Here is an 18,004-nt window from a genome sequence, read left to right on the forward strand (position 1 = left end):
GGAAAAACAACCCTAAATGAAAATAATAAATTTCAACATTGAAAGATTATTGATTTTATCAAAATTAAAATCTATAATCGAATTGATAAAAAGCTATGATGCTGATATTATTGTATTAACTGAAACTAACTCAACGTTACTTGATCTAGGTGAAAATTATTTTGCGCAACATTCAAAACCTTTGTCAAAGAATCAGGACAATGTTAATTTTTATAGAGAAGGGGAAAACAGGGTTAGTATTTACTCAAAGTTTCCAATAAAAAAAAGGATCCAAACCACTGATGAATTTACAAGTTTGGCAATTGAATTAGAAACTGCTTTTGGAAAATTATTAGTATATGGAACTATTGTTGGAATTTTTGGTTACAGTAGGGATAAAGACCGTTTCGTGAAAGATTTTAATGAGCAAGAATCAGATTTTAATAAAATTTTTGCAAATGAAAATGTTTGTTTGGTAGGGGATTTGAATATATCGCTTTCTGGCTGGATATATCCTAGTAAGGAATACCGTGAAAATTTAAATAATATAATTAATCAATTTGATTTGGATAAATCAACAGGAAATTTAGATGATAATATTGACCATATTTTAATTTCAAAAAAGTTTATTAAGAATCGAGAAATTCAAATTGAACAGTTCAACGGAGATAAAAAATTAAGCGATCATATTGGAATATGCCTGACAGTAATTGAATAATGAATTAGATTATTTAAAGGGGGTACTATTCGAAAACTTACACAGTTTTCGAATAGTACCTTTCCAACGCTGGTTGTTGTCTCCAAATAATCACTGGATACTGATTTTAATCATTATTATTGAAATATTCTTACTGTTTAATCGCATTGACAGTTTTCATATTTTCTCTCTGTTTGACAACTTTTAGATATTCACCAGACAGCAATTACTTTCAAAATAATAAATATTTTTTATTTTAAGCGAGATTCATTTGCTACTAAGAGAGTGAAATTTGTACCGTGAACTTCATTATAACGTTCAAGTTTATTTGGGCAATAACACATAAGTTGTATGATTTGTGCCTCGGAAAAACCTAAAGCTCTATACCTGATTGCATCCGATTCAATTGCAATATCAATATAATTGTGTGATTCATCTTTGATAAATTTAATAAATTTTGCTTCAACATATTCTTGTTCAAGAATCCATTGATATTTAGCACCAAATTCACCTACATTATCATTCAATAATTTACCTGTGATTCCCTCTTTTGATACCTCAAAAATGGAATATTCATAAATAAATATTTGATTTGTAGCTATATGAATTGCTTGTTCTAGATTAGTAAATAAAAATATCTGATTTTCCGTTGATATTAAACCATTAGACAGAATAGAATCTTTATTTTCAGGGGGTGATAAATGATAGTACTTCATAACTTTTTTTAAATGTTTATAATATTTTATTTTCTATATATTGAATGATTTTTCCACTGAACACAACTCAAAGTTATTTTATTTTCCAATACTTCTAGTTAGAAAATATCCTCTCGGACAAATCAGCCAAAAGGCTAGAAGCATAGAGGACTATTGAATGTTTTGCTTGCTAAGTTCGTTGTAAATAGATTGACTATAAACCTCTCAGCCTGCATTGTAATAAGTTGGGTAGCCGTGAATTATTTTAAGAACGTGCATTTTTTATTTTTCAGGTTTGATATAGCTAAAGTATGATATTAATATTCACTTTTTTTATTTAATCACATCATATTTTTTTTTAAGATTGAAATATTTTTAAAAGACATTAATCCCATTATGCTCATTATCCAACAAGTCAAAAGTTCTAATAAGGTTAATTATTTCAGGGTTAATCTTTGCCAATCTACTGACTTCAATTTCTGTTTTAGTGAGTTGCTTTTGAACTTTAACAGGGTTGTTATTCGTTCTGCTTTCAAGATAAATATCTGCTAAATCCGTTCCATCTGGAACATTTTTGTCTTCAATATATTGACTACATTTAATTTTAAAACCTTCTTTTTGTAGTTCTAATGCTATTTTGTTCCAATCACTAAATTCAGACTTATCAGGATAAACCAAAATAGTGTAGCCTTTTATGGGTAAAAGCATTTTTTTATTAAAATTTCCTTTACCACCCGTTGCCATCCAAATATAGTTGGGTAAAAATAAGCTCATCATTAAAGCTGTCTTTTCTGACTCAACTATGGCAATTCCCTTTTTCGTAGATTCATTGATTAAATGCAAACCAAATAGGCATTGTTGTAACACAAAATCCTTTAATTTTAAAAGTTTATGTACCCATTGAATATGGTTGTGTGGCACTTTGACCCGTTTGCCTGTTTCAGCATCAAAAAGCATCACTTTTCCAGCCATTATTTCATTTTGAGAATTGACTTGCCATAACAATCAAGGCGTTATGAAGTACTTCAAGTGCAGTTCTTTTCTCGCATACCACAATTGTTTTCTTATTGTTTTCGAGTGCATTAACTAGAATAGCAGTAAGTGTTTGGCTCTTACCAGTTCCTGGAGGTCCTTGTATTAAAACATTCCTTGTTGCTTCTAATGAATGCAAAATACTTTGTTGTGAAGGATCCGTTTCTACCGATGAAATGGATTGAAACGAATGTTCCTCCATATCTTCAAGGTCTAAATCTACCCCTTCAAGTTCCATTAAATCCCCATAATCATTGATTATATTTTGTTTTTGAACTTCAAAAATGGAGAATAAACCACTAAAATCAATAAACGAATTAGTGGAGTTCAAAGGTAATTTTTCATAATGTGCCTTGTCTCCAATCGCAGTAATGGTGTCCAATTTCTTTTTAAAAGTATCTTCTAAATCTTCTGGTGACTTTGTATTTATTGCTTTTATTAGATTACTGCAAATTTCAATAAGTTCAGCTTTATTGATTAAGCCATCATCAAGCATTTCACTTGGGATTTGCTCTATTTCAATTTCTGAATCACTTTGTAAATGATTTATTAAAACTTCATTTATGTAAATAGGGTCGTCTTCATTCCTAAGTATTTCCCAAGTATTAAATTCTTTTGTTCGCTTAATTCTTAATGACCAGATCAGGATTGGTGCAACAGTTAATTTATTGTCAGCTCTATCTCGTCTTGCTAAAATTGGAAATCCAAATCCAAAAGTATTAATCCCTTTTTCAGATTCAATTGCATCTGTTTGATTTATCAGGTTTTCAAATGCCTTGGTAATTCTAACTAATTGTGTTTGGTCTTCTTGAAAAAGAGAGTTTAAATCTGGAACATTGTCTTTCCAACTTATTCTAAATTTAAGTGGCAACTCTGTCAGTAGCGATTTAATAAAATTGTTTGGAAGGTCTTTGTCAATATGAGAAAGCCTGTTTAAATCGAACTTGTATCTTGAATTTGCAGGAATAGCATTTAAGTGAACGCCTCTGCGGTTTCCTATTTTAAGTCTTCTTTGTAATTCGGATAATAATTTCTCAGTTAATTCCATAATTATTAAAAAATGCGTTGTTTAAAATTTTATATTTAAAAAGAACCTTGACGTTTCAAAATTATGCTCGGTTTATGAAATGAGCTATTTTTTTCTTTCAAATCATTCAATTCATAAACCATTTTATCAATAGTTTTTCCCGTAGGTTTATATTATTTTTTGTAAATTAATTAACGCAAAATTCTTGAAATAATATCGAAATAATATAAAAGTAAATATTAGATAAATCGTTAAAATTATATAGTACTCCTCATTTGATAGTAAAATTAAGGCTACAACAATCATAATTATATTGAATAACCACACCCTAATAAAATGAGAAATTAGAACCCTCTTTAGACCTTGTGAATAATCATTAATAATTTTGAAATCGTCTAAAATAAATAGAATAGCAAAATTTAAAATGCTTAAATAAATAGTTTTATATCCAATTATTATGAAGAATTCAGCTAATGCAATATTCAATATGTAAAATGATATTTGTGAAAAGAATAATGTTTCTCGTTTTTCAAAGTTTATATTTCCTTTATAATTAGGGAGACCTCTAATTGGCAGAATACCAATCATTAGGAATGAAATAATATCTTTATCTAAAATTTCTTTATATATGTATGTTAAAAGGTAAATAATTATTAATAATGAAGATACACGAATAGGTAAAATTCCCAAAATATTTTCTTTTGATATCCAAATTGATAAACTTGAATTTAATAGGTTATACAGACCATTAAATATTGAAAAAAATCCAAAAAATAATCCTAAACAAAGAATTGTTGTTATGAAAAAGTATTTTAAGAAATCAAATTTTATTTCGCGATATTGCCAATCGCCACTATTTTTTTTAATGAACGAATTATTAAATAAAAAGAATATTATAATCGTTAATAAAAGAGAAAAGTAAACACCTTTGTTATAGTTGTCAATGTTGCTATCATTGATATTCAGCCAATCGAAAACGAATAAATTATTTTGAGTGAAATAACTATGAAGTTTAATTATGTTTTCTAATGTACATTTAAAAATGAAAAAGGTTAAAATATAGGAAATGATTCTAAAGACGATATATTTTAGATTAGCAAATATTTTATTTAATGTTTCATTTTCAATAGCATAGTCTTCTAATTGTCTAAAAAGTTCTTTCGAATTGGTTAATATTACCATTAATGAAAATATTGCTGTTGGTATAAAATATATTGCCAGATTATTAAAATCTATATTAACAACTTTATTACTGACTGTTTCAGATAATATTTTTGATTCATTCAGATTTAATAATACATACCCAAAACCAAATAAAACACTAAATTTAAAAAGGTTAAAAAGTGTTTTAATACTCAACAAATAAACAATTCGTTCAATGAATCTACCATAATTTTTCAAATGAGTTTCTGAATATATCTCAATGAAAAGAATAATAATAGAAAAAATAATTACACTAAGAATTTCATTCATTTTTATTTGTTTAGTATTTTAACTTGTAATGTATTTGTATTAGTAAATTGATTTTCACAACTGATTTTTTCACATAAAGATTAGCTATTCTCCACAATTTTTATTTCCTCCTCGCTCAAACCATACAATTCATAAACCATAGCATCTATTTCTTGTTCTAATGCCAGCGTGTCGGCTTTTGGGTCTTGGGATTTAGAGAAAAGAATTTCGTTGACTTTCTCGATGAAAAGTTGTTGGTCTTCTTTTGAAATATTTGGGATTGGTAATCTACCTAATTGATTTGTTCTAACTTTTGTAAATGCACCTTCTGTTAAATCAAATGCAATTTTACGAATGTAAAAAGTGGCAAAATTCGAATTTATTATTCCAAGTAAGTATTTTAAATATCCTATTTCAAATTTTTCTTTTGGATAGATTGCATAAAGTGAGCTTAAAAAATATCTATTATCAGTATCTAAAGTTGCAATAATTCTATTTCCTGTTTCTCTAATTGCAATTTTTGGAGTTTCATAAAAAGTAGTATTCTTCCAATTTCTTGCAAGGAAATCACCGTATTTTAGGTACATATCATCTTCAATAATACTATATCTCCCAATTCCTTTTCCCCTCAAAGTTTTTTTCCAAGGCTCATCCAATTTTAAATTTGATTTTTTTACAAATTCACTATCGTTCCCAGTTTTTATACATTGTCTAATATGACAAACCTCTTTAAGTTGTTTATTTCTATTTATTTTTTCAAATAATTTAATTTCATCAGTTGATAAAGTTATGTCAAAAGTGAAAGAATTAGGATCAACTATTTCTTCAAGTTGTATAGAATTTGAAAACGGTAAATCAAGTTCTTCTTTAGACCAAACTTGACTTCTAATATTTGTTTTTAGTTTAAAATTATTCTTCAAAACTCCAATGATACAAGTATGAACTGTTGCTTCATCAAAAACATCCATTCCAAAATTTGTTATCTCATTTATATTAAATTGATCTACTAGAGTTTGTCTTAATTTTTTTGAATATAAATTTGTTAGTATTGTATTTGGAAGAATGTATTTTAAAATCCCATTGTTTTTAGAAATATTTAGACCGTTTTCAATAAATGCTTCAAATAAATCAAATCGTCCTTCTAAAGTTTTGTAATTTTTTAAAAAATAGATGTCATTATTATTTATCATCCCATAAGGCGGATTCCCAATCACCGCATCAAATCCCACAAAATCCCCTTCGTCATTTAAAACATCAGGAAATTCAAAACGCCATTCAAAAGCATTTTCATAAATCTTGTTCAGTTTTATTTCCTCTATTTCAGTATCCAGCGTTTTTATGTCAGCAGCAAGCACATTCACTCGTTTATTCCACTCGGTTTGCTCTTTTTTGCTTCGCTCAAATAAGCCCGTTTGTTGGGTGCTATTAAAGAGTTCACCTTTGAGTTTTTCGAGTTTGAGTTTCTTGGGATCGTTTATGCCTATTTCACTTCTAAAATTCCCTTTAATGTCGGTAATAAGTCGTTCCATTTCCCGCTTTTGTTCCTTGCTTTCAGCGTTACGGTAGGTAGAAACAGCCAGTTTGTAACTTTCTATATTCCATTTGCTTTGCTTCAAGGCTTTTTTTAAATCAGCATCTAAGTCAAAACGAGAAATCAAGGAGTTGCCACATTTTATATTAATGTCAATGTTGGGCAGGGTTTCCAGCTCGTTGGTGTTGGCTCTGTAATAAGCATTTTTCAGTAATTCAATCCACAAGCGCAAACGGCAAATTTTTACAGAGTTCGGGTTAATATCTACACCAAACAAGCAGTTTTCTATAATGGTTTGCTTTTCGTGAAACAAAGTTTCTTGTATGCGCTGGCTTTCTTTATTTTTTGGGTTGTACGAGTATGGAATACCATCTTCATCTGTCACAATCAATTCATCGTTTACGACTTCAAAATGATATTCTTTGATTCTGTTGCCACTATGGTCTTGCAAAACCCGCAAATCATTTTTAATGGCAATGATTTCATTCAGTGCAGAAACGAGAAAGTGTCCAGAACCCACAGCAGGGTCGCATATTTTAAGGCTGTTGATGATGGTATTAGCTTCTTTTCTATCTTCGATTTTATCATACAATTCTTCAAACTCAATGCAATTCCAGTTTTTGGTTTCATTGAATTTTTGCACCACCGCTTTACGAATGGTTTCCTTACACATATACATTGTAATGAAACTAGGAGTGAAGAAGGAACCGTCTTTGTAGCCGTTGATTTTCTCGAATATCAATCCCAAAACCGAGGCATTTATCAGGGTTTTGTTGTCTTCCTGTATATCTTCGCTTCCTTCGCTGGCAAAATCATAGGCATCAAGAAAGGAGAAGAAATAATTTAGAGAATCTTTTAACCCAGTTTCTTTTTTGCCAACAGCATCTTTAATTACCGTCGAGGGCAATAATTTCAGAGGAATATGGTCTTCCAATTGTGAAACAAACAAGGTTTCGTGCTCTAAATCGGTAGGTTCAAAAAGTGAACTGTTCAAATAAGGGACTTTTGCAAAAATAGTTTTTACCCTGTCAATGCGTTCGTCTGGCTTTTTTGCTAAAACTTGAAAAAACAAACTGTTCAGACTGTCATAATCTGCAATCAAATCGCCATTCAGGAACGAATAACTACGATCTCCTTTATGATATGTAATTAATTGTGCTTCGAGTAATTTCAAAAATAGTATTCGATTTATCCAAGTGATAGTGAGTTCCAAAGCAACGGTAAACAAACGTTCCTCATTAGTGTCACCATACTGTTTGGCATTTTGCAAACGAGATATTTTATCCAGACTGTCCAGTTGAACAATGGCATTTTCCAATAATGAACCTGAGTTTCTGTCGGCTTTTTTGTGGCGTTGAATGAGTTTTTTTCCTCCTTCTTTGACTTCGGTTAACCCAATAATGCGCAAGAGTTCACTATAAAAATTTTTGTCTAGGGAATTGCTATCATTGGCAAAAGACAATTTCAACAAATGTTCAGGAGATAGTAATTTGAAAAGTGCAACAAGTAGTTTGTCGTCTTCTTTGTCAACATTTCTTAGAGGTTTGTCATACTTTCGAATATCGAAGTGGGCAAACACAATCTCGCTTTGCAGGGATTCTATAAATGGTTTTGCAATATCATTATAGAAATATTTGGTATCTTTTCCAGAAAGCCTGCCTTCTTCAAAATCAATAAATTGTTTTACAAAAGATTTTTTTTCCGCAAACAGTTTATTAAAAAGTTGGGCATCAAAAACAAACCATTCATATATATTGGTAACGACTAAGTGCTTTAATTCGGTGTTTTTATGGGTAATGCGTTCCCGCATATAATACAAAACCAACTCTTGCAATGCTTTCCCGTTAAGATTTGTAACGGTAATCATTTCAGTTTTGTTGACAGGACTTTTGGCTTCAATGATTACACCCACAGTAGTTTTAGCATCTTTGCCATTGTGAATCACTAAATCATTTCGTCCTTTTGTGTTTACTGAATAATTGGGATCATAATAGGTTTTTTTTAGAAAATCAATAACCAAGTTCTTGTGAAATTCTTCGCTTTCCTTTTCATTAACAGAATCTAAGATTTGAATTAGGTTCGTTTTGAAATCCTCAATGTGAGAACGGCTGGGTTTTATTTTAAGAAAGGCTTTGTTGAGTGCCTTGCGAGGTTCAAGAAGATTTGTTGTCATAGGGGGGTATCTATTCTGCTATCAAACTTACCAATAAAAAATGACATCTACGGTTTGTAAGATAAATTTTATTGGGTATTTATTTTAGTTTCAAATTTAGAAATTAAATTTAATAGTGTTTTACGGTTTTCCTCATTATGGGAATTCTATAGATGTGGGGTTATTTAATTCTATGAGAGAAAATAAGACTTTCAAAAGGGAACAAAAAATTTTGCAAAATACGGTGCAACGTCTTTAGTTAATATAAGATTGGAAATAAATCTTATTTATATGATATAAAAACCATTGTAAAACCATTGCAAAAACCGTTGCAAAAACCGTTGCCAAAATTGCAAAAGCGTTGCAAAAATGTTGCAAAGCCATTGTAAAACCATTGTAAAACATAGTAATACCAATGCACGACTATTGCAACGTTTTTAGTTAATATAAGAGTTAAAGTATATCTTATATAACTTGCCTTATTAGAGGTTTTCTTTTTTTTGCAAACAAATGTTTTTTTTGCAAAAGTTTTTGATAAGTCATTATTTCAACAAATGGGAATAGTCCTCAGGTAATTCCGCATCTATATCACGAAGATATTTTTCTAGGGCTTCCATAGTTTGATGTCCTGTGATTTCCTTTAATCTGCTTTTAGTTTCAAAAGGAGTTAGATTTTTACTGAATTCTTTATATAAATTAGTTATGGATGTATGTCTAAAACTATATAATCCATAATTTTTATCCATACCAAAATTGTCTTTAACAGTCTTGAATTTTTTTGAAAAATAATCTCTTCTATTGTTTTCTTCTGCCTCCCATTCTCCTCCAATTGCTGTTGGTGTGAACAAGTAGTGATTTTTGTTCATTTGGGTTAAATCAGGTAATAAGTCAAGAATTTTTTGAGGTATAATTTTAACTTTAACCGCTTTATTTTTTGCCCTAACAAAAAGTTTTTTCCCTTCTAAATCCAAATCATCAATTTTAAGTCTGTTTACTTCGATGGGTCTTAAAAAGTTATAGGTTATGAATTGTATATAAAGGAGTAGGATAGGGTCGTTTTTTTCTAAATAAGTTAGAATGTCACTTTCTTGTTTTACCGAATAGGTTTTATTTCTTTCAGGTGTAGATTTTAATATGCTGATACTTTTCACAAAATTGGTAGTCATTATATCATTGTCAACTAAAAGTTGGATCAAAGAACTCAAATCCGCTCTGGTATTATTTCTGTTGGTTGCACCTGATTTTTCCAAAACGGAGTTCAAATAATCATTGAGTATTTTTTTATTTAAAGTTGAAATTCCACTTGATGATGAACTGTTAGTGTCAAGCCAAGTTAAAAATCGGTTTATTCTTCCTTTATAATTGGTGTAGGATGCTTTGCCAAGGACATTAATTTTGTTTTTTAATCCAAATTCAAATGCCTCCCGAATTGTTTGCTCTTTTTCGACTATAACTGCCGTGTTTACTAAGACAATATCTTTTTCTGGAATTAAGATTTCTGTCTTGCTACCCTTGTCGGTTTTGTTGAAATATTTGTTGGTCAGTTCAGCATTGTCTTGATAAGGGTTGTAGCCCCTTTTTAAAATAGTCAACAGATTGTGTTGAATAAATTTCAAAGCATCAAATCGCTCTTTTGCAGTTTTAAATCTATTAGCGTCTAACTTTATGTTTGATTCGCGTTTTAATTTTCCAGTTTGTGGATTTCGGAAAGAATAATACACATACCAATCTTTAGAAAGAGCAGTGTTTTGTTCCTGTTTTGAGAGTTTGTTCCACTGGGAAAATTCGACACTTCCAGTAAAGATTTTAGGTTCAGAATAGTTGGTTTTCATTGGCAAATCGTGTACTGAAACGTGTACTGCCTGTAAAAGTAAGGAAATTGTAGACATAAAAAAACGGGTTCGTGAACACGAACCCGTAACTTCATTGAATTTAATCTTGTAGCGAGACCGAGATTTGAACTCGGGACCTCAGGGTTATGAAAACTATTACCCTATTTTTATCCTATTGTAATTACTGTAAATTCAGGCTATCAATTATTTGTTTTTTGTCATTTTCGTTACTTTTTTATGTTTTTAGTATTTATTGGGGTTGCCGGTAACTCTTTTATGGTAACTCCTTTATTTGTTTGGGTTCAGGAAGATTAAAGATATTTTTTTGAACTCCAAAAATCCAGTTTGCATTGACATTATATTTTTTACAAATCATTTCAATATGGCTTACTGTAAAATGTGCAGTACTTTGTTTTATTTTAGAAATATTTTGTTCTTGCAGTCCTATCTCTTTGCAAAAATCTTTTACATAGATAATCTGCTTTTTATATTTCAAAAGGTCAATCAAGTCAATTATATTTTTATCTGAGGTATACATTTTATTTATTTAAAACCCTCCTTTTTTCTTTTTCAAATTCTTGTTTCGTCAAAGTTCCGTCTTCATATAATTCCTTTAATTGAATTAATTGATCTGTAACTTTATCGTAATTAGATTTATTTAGGCTTACCTCAACTGGCTTTTCGTAAGATACAGCCCAAACAATAGCAACTACCCAACCAATTAAAGTCCATCCTAAAAATAAATTAACTAGACAAATTGAGTTAGCATTTCTATGTTTATATCCAATAATAGAAGGCAGAAAATAAATTACAAATATTATTATTCCAAATAAAAATGATCCCATAATTACATTGTTGTTTTTGTTATTACTCCTTTAATTATAAATACCTTTTTCACTTGATCCAAGTGATATTCCTTTGATTCATAAAACTTATTTTCACTTTCTAAAATAATATGATCTTTATCAGAACCTTTTTTAATGAATTTCAACAATACCTGACCATCTTTCAAAATCACGACATAGGCAAAACCATAATTAAGATATTGAAGTTCCACTTCTTTTATTCCGATTATTTCACCAGAGCAAAACTTTGGATACATTGAATCTCCGTAAACATTGATAAAGTCAATTCCTTTCTCCCAATTAGGTAAGTTGATAGGAATTCTTTTTAATTCGTCATTTTGCATTTCCTTATCCATTCCAGCAGCAGCAGCAACATTTGGGTAGTAATAACCTGTAATTTCTGGTTTAAATTCTGTTTTAGATTTATGTATAATTGATTCTATTTTGGGTAAATCGCTTTCAAGTTCTTTATAAATTTTAACTAATTTATCCATAGGTATTTTATCCTGATTTGCTTCCCAATTTTGAACAGTACGCAATGATACTGCCATTTTTTTGGCAAATTCTGTTTGGGATAAACCTCTATTTTCTCTTAATTCTTTTATAGTCAACATTTTATAAAAAATATGAAATTATTTTGCATATTTATATGCAATTTATTTGCGTATGTAATATTACTTCGTATATTTGCATATATATACGAACAAATTTAAGTAAAAATAATGAGAGTATCACAATTAATCCTGGATAAAATTAAAAATGACAGAGTGTTTCGTCAATATACAGCTCTGGCTTTAGGTGTTACCGAAAAAAATGCCAAAATGTATGCAGAACAATTAGCAGAAGTCAATAAAAAATTAAGAGATAATGGAGGTGTTAATTATGGTTTAAATTTTGGAGAGAGTCCTGCAAGTATGAAAAGGAGAAAAGAAGATTTGATAAAATCATTAGCAGAACAAAATGCCATCATAGATGAGAATAATAAAAAAGTAAGAGCTTCAAGAATAGCAGTTGATCCCAACATTACTTCTGGAGCTACTCCTCCACCAGGAGAAACAGATGCAGAGAAAAAAGCACGATTAGCCAAAGAAAAAAAAGCAGCTCAAGACAAATTGGATTTAGAAAAAAGGTTGTCTGATTCATTGTATGAATTACAGAGACAACGTTTGGAGCAAACAATAAAACTAAATGAAGAAATTGTATCAGAAGAAACTCAAAGTGATGATGTACGCTTACAGGCTCTTGAAAACAGCAAAAAAAAGCAAGAAGATCTATTGCTTTTAACTAAGAAGCATTTACTGGATAATGATAAATTAACAGCCAATGACCTTATAAGAATTGAAGAAGATTATTCTAATAAATTAATTGATCTAAACACAAAAACCGCTAAACAAATTGAAAAGATAAATGCCTTTGATGAGGTAAAATATCAAAAAGAATTAGAAGACAAACTTTCAAAACAAAACGTCAATCAAAATGCCGAATTAGAAGCAGAAAACAAAAGGTTTCTTGCTCTTGGTAATTTAGAAAAGTTGAAACACAATGAGAGGGAGAAAGCTCTTGATGAACACGAAAAAACACTTTTTGAGATTAAGAAAAAATATTCGATTGAAGCATTAAAACTTCAAATTTTAAATCTTGAAACTGAATTAGCGGCTAGCGATGCATTGCCAGAAAATGAAAGATTATCAGCAGATAAAAGGCAAAAAATAGCAGAAATTTTAAGTAAAGCAAAGTTAGATTTATCTGAAGTAGAGGTTAGTAATAATAAAGACAAATCACATAAATCAGTTGAAGAGGAAAAAATATCTGCTTCAAAAATATTGGAAATATCAAGTCAGTTAACTTCTGGATTGACTGATTTAGCAAATGCTGTTTTTGAAGCCAAAATTCAAAACATAGAGGCTGAAATTGATAAAAACAATAATTACTATGATAGGCAAATTGAACTTGCAGGTAATGATGCCAGACAAAAGGATTTGCTCGAAAAAGAACGAGATAAGAAGAATGAGGCGTTAGAAAAAAAGAAAAGAGCAGAACAACATAAACAGGCCGTTTTCAATAAAGCATCTGCAGTAGCACAAGCTGGAATCAGTACTGCATTAGCGGTATTAGCTGCCTTGCAAACACAGCCTTTCCTTCCTTTAGGTCCTACAATGGCAGTTTTAGCTGGTGTTATGGGTGCAATTCAGATAGGAGTAATATTAGCCACGCCAATTCCAAAATATAAAGATGGTCGTAATGGTGGACCTGCAGAACTAGCTTATGTTGGAGACGGTGGTCGCCACGAGATTATTGAAAGAGCAAGTGGATCAATCGAAATGACACCTAAAACTGATACGCTTGTAAAATTACTTGAAGGCGATAAAGTGCATAGTTCAGTAGATGAATATCAAAGGTATTTGAGAGCTTCGATATTGAGTAATATTTCTTTACAGAATGGAAAAATGAATGATTATCAAGCGGGAGCAATATTCGATATTCACAATGAAAAATTGATTGAGGAAATGAGATTGACAAGAAAAGCTATCGAAAAGAATAAATCTAGCGTTACAGTAAATACTCCAAAATTAGACATTAATCATCATTTGTGGAAAATGAAAAACACTAACTGGAATAACTAATGGGAAATATAAACCAATCATATTTTGACCGTATTAGATATACCCTATACACATCATCACAAGGTAGTATTGAGATTGACGAACCTATCGGCTGGACTTCTGATGAAAAAGAACTGGCCAGACACGAACAGTATCACGGTATCATTTCAAGATTTTCAAACTCATTGAAATTCATTGGCAGCGGCAAAGATTTTATTCAGTTAGTTTATGATATCGAAGGGATAAATGCTGAAATCAAAATGAAGCGAGAGGAAAAACATCCACATTCTGATATTTGGACATTGACCTATTCCGGTTATCTCGACCTATCAACTTGGGAAACAGAGAAAAATCAAATTTCAATCAAATTCAACTCTGGAGGAATTGAGCAGGCATTAAAGGCTCGGGAATCTGAAAAAATTGAGATTGATAGAATAACTACCATCGACGGTAAAAAAATACCGGAATTGCAACCAATTACAGTAGCATTAGATGGTCGAAGAATATTTTTAAAGTCCAAATGGGAAGTTCCAACAGTTGATAATATCGTAAATTTATTTGTGGTATCATCTGATGGTAATACCAGAAAGAAAACAGGAGAGTTCCCTTTAGCTTTAAAAACAAAATCACACGAAGAAGCACAAAACACTTTAAATGATTCTGAAGGTAGTGAATTTATAGGAGCTACCGGGATGATGTTTTTAGCCAATAACGTAATTGACAAAAACATCACTGTTATCGGCAGTGATTTGAAATTTATTCCAGTAGTCAATAAACAACAAATAAACAGGAATACCTTCATACGTGTTTGCTTTTCAGTTTACAATAATGGATCTAATTTTAATCTGAAAAGTAGAACGGTTTTATTAGAATTGAAAGCAACAAATAATGAAGATATTAGTTACGTCAACAATAAAACATATTCAATACCAGACTTTCAAATGAATTTAAATTTGAAAGTTGGAGAAAGTTTAGCGATGGAATATTTCATAGATTCTGATCTTGCAAATGGTACAGGAAATAAATATTTTGATGTGACTTTCACTACAAAATCTGGAATGATACTCATAAATGAGGATTCGTTCTTTGAAAAATCACAAACGAAAGCAATATTGGCTCACGAATTAGTAGATCGTTTAGTGACAATTGGAACCAACAAAGAAAATGCCTTTTATTCTGATTTTTTAGGAAGAACTGATATTGGGTATATGGTTGATGGACCAGGAGCATTTACCGGATTATCTCACGGTTTTTGGGTTCGTGGTTTTGATAAGTTGCCAATACCAACTGAATCTCCAAAAGTTGAAAACCTTTTCAAACCATTGACTACATCATTTAAAGATGCCATTGCTTCATTGGATGCAGTTTGGAATGTTGGTATTGGAATTGAAACCTTTGGACTCAAAGAGCGGATAAGGCTTGAGGAATTGTCATTTTTTTACAATAACAATGTTACTATTAGATTGCCTTTTCAAGTCAAAAATCTGAAGCGATCAGTGGCCACAAACTATTATTATTCCAGTTTGGAATTTGGAAGTGAAAAAGGAGGCGATTATCAAGAAGCAATGGGATTGGATGAACCAAATACAAAGGCAAATTTTACAACCGTTATCACTAGAGCAAAAGAGATTTATTCTAAAATATCAAAATATCGTTCAGATTCTTATGGAATGGAATTTGCGAGGCGAAAACCAAAGACGTTAAACGATACTGAAGACACTTCTTATGATAGCGATATTTTTAATTTGGATTTAAAACGTGGTATTGGTTCCGTATTTGAGCAAAGAAAATGGCAGGATGATTTTGAGAAAGAACCAACAGGTATTTTCAACCCTGAAACGGCCACAAATTTAAGGTTTTCGCCTTTCAATTGCTTAGTTCGTCATTCGTGGTGGTTTGGTGGAGGTTTTAAGAAGTATTTATCAGATTATGTTAGTTATGGGAGCTCAACGGCCAATAGTCAATTAAAGACAAAATTCATTGGTAAACCTGAATATGCTGAAAATGGAAATGTAAAAAATTCAGACCTTTTAAAAGCAAGATTCTTCCCGGAATGGATAGAATTTGAGCACACTTGTAATTTTGAAGTGATGCAAATGGTAGAGGGTAAAACCGTAATTTTAGGTAAAGAGATTATGAATTTTTATGGACTTGTTGAATTCATAAACGAGAACAGTGAAAAAGAAAAAGGGTTTCTTTTTAATCTGAAGCCGAACGGAAAAGGGCAATGGAAGTTATTAAAATCAAATAGATAAATTATGGCATATTCAAAAATAACACTCGAATTCGTTTCAGTTCCAAGCGTAGATGATATACTCAACATCGGAGAAACTTCATTAGGTTTGGCACTCAATGAAATATTTAAAGATTCCAGATTAAGTTCTGGCCAGGTTACGTTACCAGTTTTTGTTCCAGACGATGGAATTCATCCTGATAGATATTTAGGATTCGTAAATGTGAACTATAAAAACGCGTTTAATTTAGATCATAATTCAACCGGATTATTTACGGTTACAACATTAAATGCTCCAGCAGGTTCAGGAGTTGGTTTTGTAACCATAGAAGCTAACTTTTCGGGAGTGGTGTTCACTGGAACAAGTGACTATTTTGTAGATGTAAACATTGAAAATGAAATTACAGTACCGGCTTTCAGTATTAATTCCGTAACATTCACACCACAAATAGGTCAAGAATCAAACAGATGTACAATTAATGTTGTCACAAATCATTTGGCCACAAAATTATTACAACCATTTATTACAAATCCAAATACTGCAAATCCTATTATTTTCACAGCTTATCGTGCTATGACATTCAATGTTGAGGTAGAAGATTCTAATGGGTTAAGAGCATTACAAAGTGTAACAATGCCGGCTTATTTGAACATTAATAATTTCACTTTGGATGTGGTAAATTCTCCAAGCGGTGGTACTTTGAATGTTTTCAATGTAAATAGTGATGGATTAGATTTACAGTATTCATTGGACAATATTACTTGGCAAACATCACCAATTTTTAGTGGCTTGGCCGTTGGAATATTTATGCTTTGGGTTAAGGATCAATTAGGATATTCTGTAAACAAAAACTTTTCAGTAACAGAATTTGGCATCTATACACCTTACTTCTACATTTCAAAATCAAATTCTTTTCGATTTGCAAATAGAATTACTTTTGGCGATAGTGAAAATTACAAAAATGATGAGAATACGTTGAGCTGTGAAGTAGATGTCTTGAAGCCTTACAAAGAATTTCAACAGTTTCAAAGTGCTGACATTATTACAACACAATTCAAATCGAATTACGAAACTAATGTGGCAAAGGTTATTAAAACCGATTTGTCTGAGATAGATGTTCCGGTTGTAAAAATGACTAATAATATTGGAATAAAAGACAAACGCGATGCCTTCAAGTATAATCTTGGTAGTGGCAAAACTGGATTATATTTTCAATCCGGAAATATTTACGATTACACAACCGGATTAGTTTCTGATTCTTTTGTTTTGAATGGAGCACTTCCGGAATGGGCAGTTATCGGAAATTACTTTGCTGTTGGTTCTGCTTGGTTTTTGATAGAAGAAATCCTTTTTGATGAAACTAAAAATGCTGATGTAATTGTTTTTGCAAATACATACACCGGCATCGATGTAAATGTAATTGCAGCTTCAATTTATAATCGTTTTAATTACGAAGTCTATGAGTTTACAATTGATATGGTTGATTATATTGATCAACAATTCAGAGTTAGATTAGTAAATTCAAATGTAAATTTTCCAACAATTACTCATTTGTCGGAGGTAATTTGGTGTAAAGTAAAACACGAAAATGTACTTGAAATCAAATACCGAAATACTACGAATACGGATATTTTTTATAGTACCGGGATTGAGCATAAAATTAGAATTCCATATCTAAAAGTAAGTGGAAAATCAGATGAGCAAAGCGAGGTTCACAAAACAGATACGGATGCTATTTTATTAAATGCTGATATTTATGAAGTGGAAGAATTTCAGTTCAAACCAGTGACCAAGGAAATATGGCGAAAGATGGTGATTGCGCTTTCACACGAAAAAGTATTTATAAATGGTGTTGGCTATGTTAAAAATGGAAGTTTCAATAGTGAAGGTCCATTAGATAAATCAAATCTTTACGTTTTGACAGC

13 protein-coding genes are annotated in these 18,004 nt (G+C 30.8%); 4 read left to right on the plus strand and 9 right to left on the minus strand.

Annotation, left to right across the window (positions count from 1 at the left end; all coding sequences use genetic code 11):
• The first annotated feature begins 16 nt into the window (after positions 1-16).
• The gene (locus ACH2BV_RS15320) at positions 17-697 is read left to right on the plus strand and encodes an endonuclease/exonuclease/phosphatase family protein (RefSeq protein ID WP_395051657.1); all 681 of its coding nucleotides are present in this window, start codon (positions 17-19) and stop codon (positions 695-697) included.
• Positions 698-927: 230 nt separating this feature from the next.
• Here ACH2BV_RS15320 and ACH2BV_RS15325 read toward each other — a convergent pair whose 3' ends face one another.
• The 9 genes from ACH2BV_RS15325 to ACH2BV_RS15365 form a co-directional block, all read right to left on the minus strand.
• Positions 928-1,392 (minus strand): hypothetical protein, encoded by a 465-nt coding sequence (locus tag ACH2BV_RS15325; RefSeq protein WP_395051658.1) that lies wholly within the window; start codon positions 1,390-1,392, stop codon positions 928-930.
• 354 nt (positions 1,393-1,746) lie between these two features.
• Complete coding sequence (locus tag ACH2BV_RS15330; RefSeq protein ID WP_395051659.1) at positions 1,747-2,343, minus strand: DUF6371 domain-containing protein; 597 nt, start codon at positions 2,341-2,343, stop codon at positions 1,747-1,749.
• Positions 2,344-2,347: 4 nt separating this feature from the next.
• Positions 2,348-3,451, minus strand: coding sequence for an AAA domain-containing protein (locus ACH2BV_RS15335; protein WP_395051660.1), 1,104 nt, complete (start codon positions 3,449-3,451; stop codon positions 2,348-2,350).
• Positions 3,452-3,598: 147 nt separating this feature from the next.
• Positions 3,599-4,903, minus strand: a complete 1,305-nt coding sequence (locus ACH2BV_RS15340; protein ID WP_395051661.1) for a hypothetical protein — start codon at positions 4,901-4,903, stop codon at positions 3,599-3,601.
• Between the two features lie 80 nt (positions 4,904-4,983).
• Positions 4,984-8,586: an Eco57I restriction-modification methylase domain-containing protein gene (locus tag ACH2BV_RS15345; protein ID WP_395051662.1), complete on the minus strand. Its 3,603-nt coding sequence runs from the start codon at positions 8,584-8,586 to the stop codon at positions 4,984-4,986.
• Between the two features lie 521 nt (positions 8,587-9,107).
• Positions 9,108-10,454 carry a tyrosine-type recombinase/integrase gene (locus ACH2BV_RS15350; protein WP_395051663.1) on the minus strand — a complete coding sequence of 449 codons (1,347 nt, stop codon included), beginning with the start codon at positions 10,452-10,454 and terminating at the stop codon, positions 9,108-9,110.
• A 217-nt stretch (positions 10,455-10,671) separates the two neighbouring features.
• Complete coding sequence (locus ACH2BV_RS15355) at positions 10,672-10,935, minus strand: helix-turn-helix domain-containing protein (RefSeq protein ID WP_395051664.1); 264 nt, start codon at positions 10,933-10,935, stop codon at positions 10,672-10,674.
• 1 nt (position 10,936) lies between these two features.
• Positions 10,937-11,242, minus strand: coding sequence for a superinfection immunity protein (locus tag ACH2BV_RS15360; protein WP_395051665.1), 306 nt, complete (start codon positions 11,240-11,242; stop codon positions 10,937-10,939).
• A 2-nt stretch (positions 11,243-11,244) separates the two neighbouring features.
• Positions 11,245-11,856 carry a S24 family peptidase gene (locus ACH2BV_RS15365; RefSeq protein ID WP_395051666.1) on the minus strand — a complete coding sequence of 204 codons (612 nt, stop codon included), beginning with the start codon at positions 11,854-11,856 and terminating at the stop codon, positions 11,245-11,247.
• 108 nt (positions 11,857-11,964) lie between these two features.
• Between ACH2BV_RS15365 and ACH2BV_RS15370 the strand changes: the two genes are divergently transcribed.
• From ACH2BV_RS15370 to ACH2BV_RS15380, 3 genes are all read left to right on the plus strand, one after another.
• On the plus strand, positions 11,965-13,866 hold the full coding sequence (locus ACH2BV_RS15370) for a hypothetical protein (protein ID WP_395051667.1): 1,902 nt from the start codon (positions 11,965-11,967) through the stop codon (positions 13,864-13,866).
• The gene (locus ACH2BV_RS15375; RefSeq protein ID WP_395051668.1) at positions 13,866-16,100 is read left to right on the plus strand and encodes a hypothetical protein; all 2,235 of its coding nucleotides are present in this window, start codon (positions 13,866-13,868) and stop codon (positions 16,098-16,100) included. Before ACH2BV_RS15370 ends, ACH2BV_RS15375 begins: the two co-directional genes overlap by 1 nt.
• Before the next feature lie 3 nt (positions 16,101-16,103).
• On the plus strand, positions 16,104-18,004 hold a 1,901-nt coding region (locus ACH2BV_RS15380), incomplete at its 3' end, for a hypothetical protein (RefSeq protein ID WP_395051669.1).

This window comes from Flavobacterium sp. (genome assembly GCF_043780635.1).
Lineage (GTDB): Bacteria > Bacteroidota > Bacteroidia > Flavobacteriales > Flavobacteriaceae > Flavobacterium.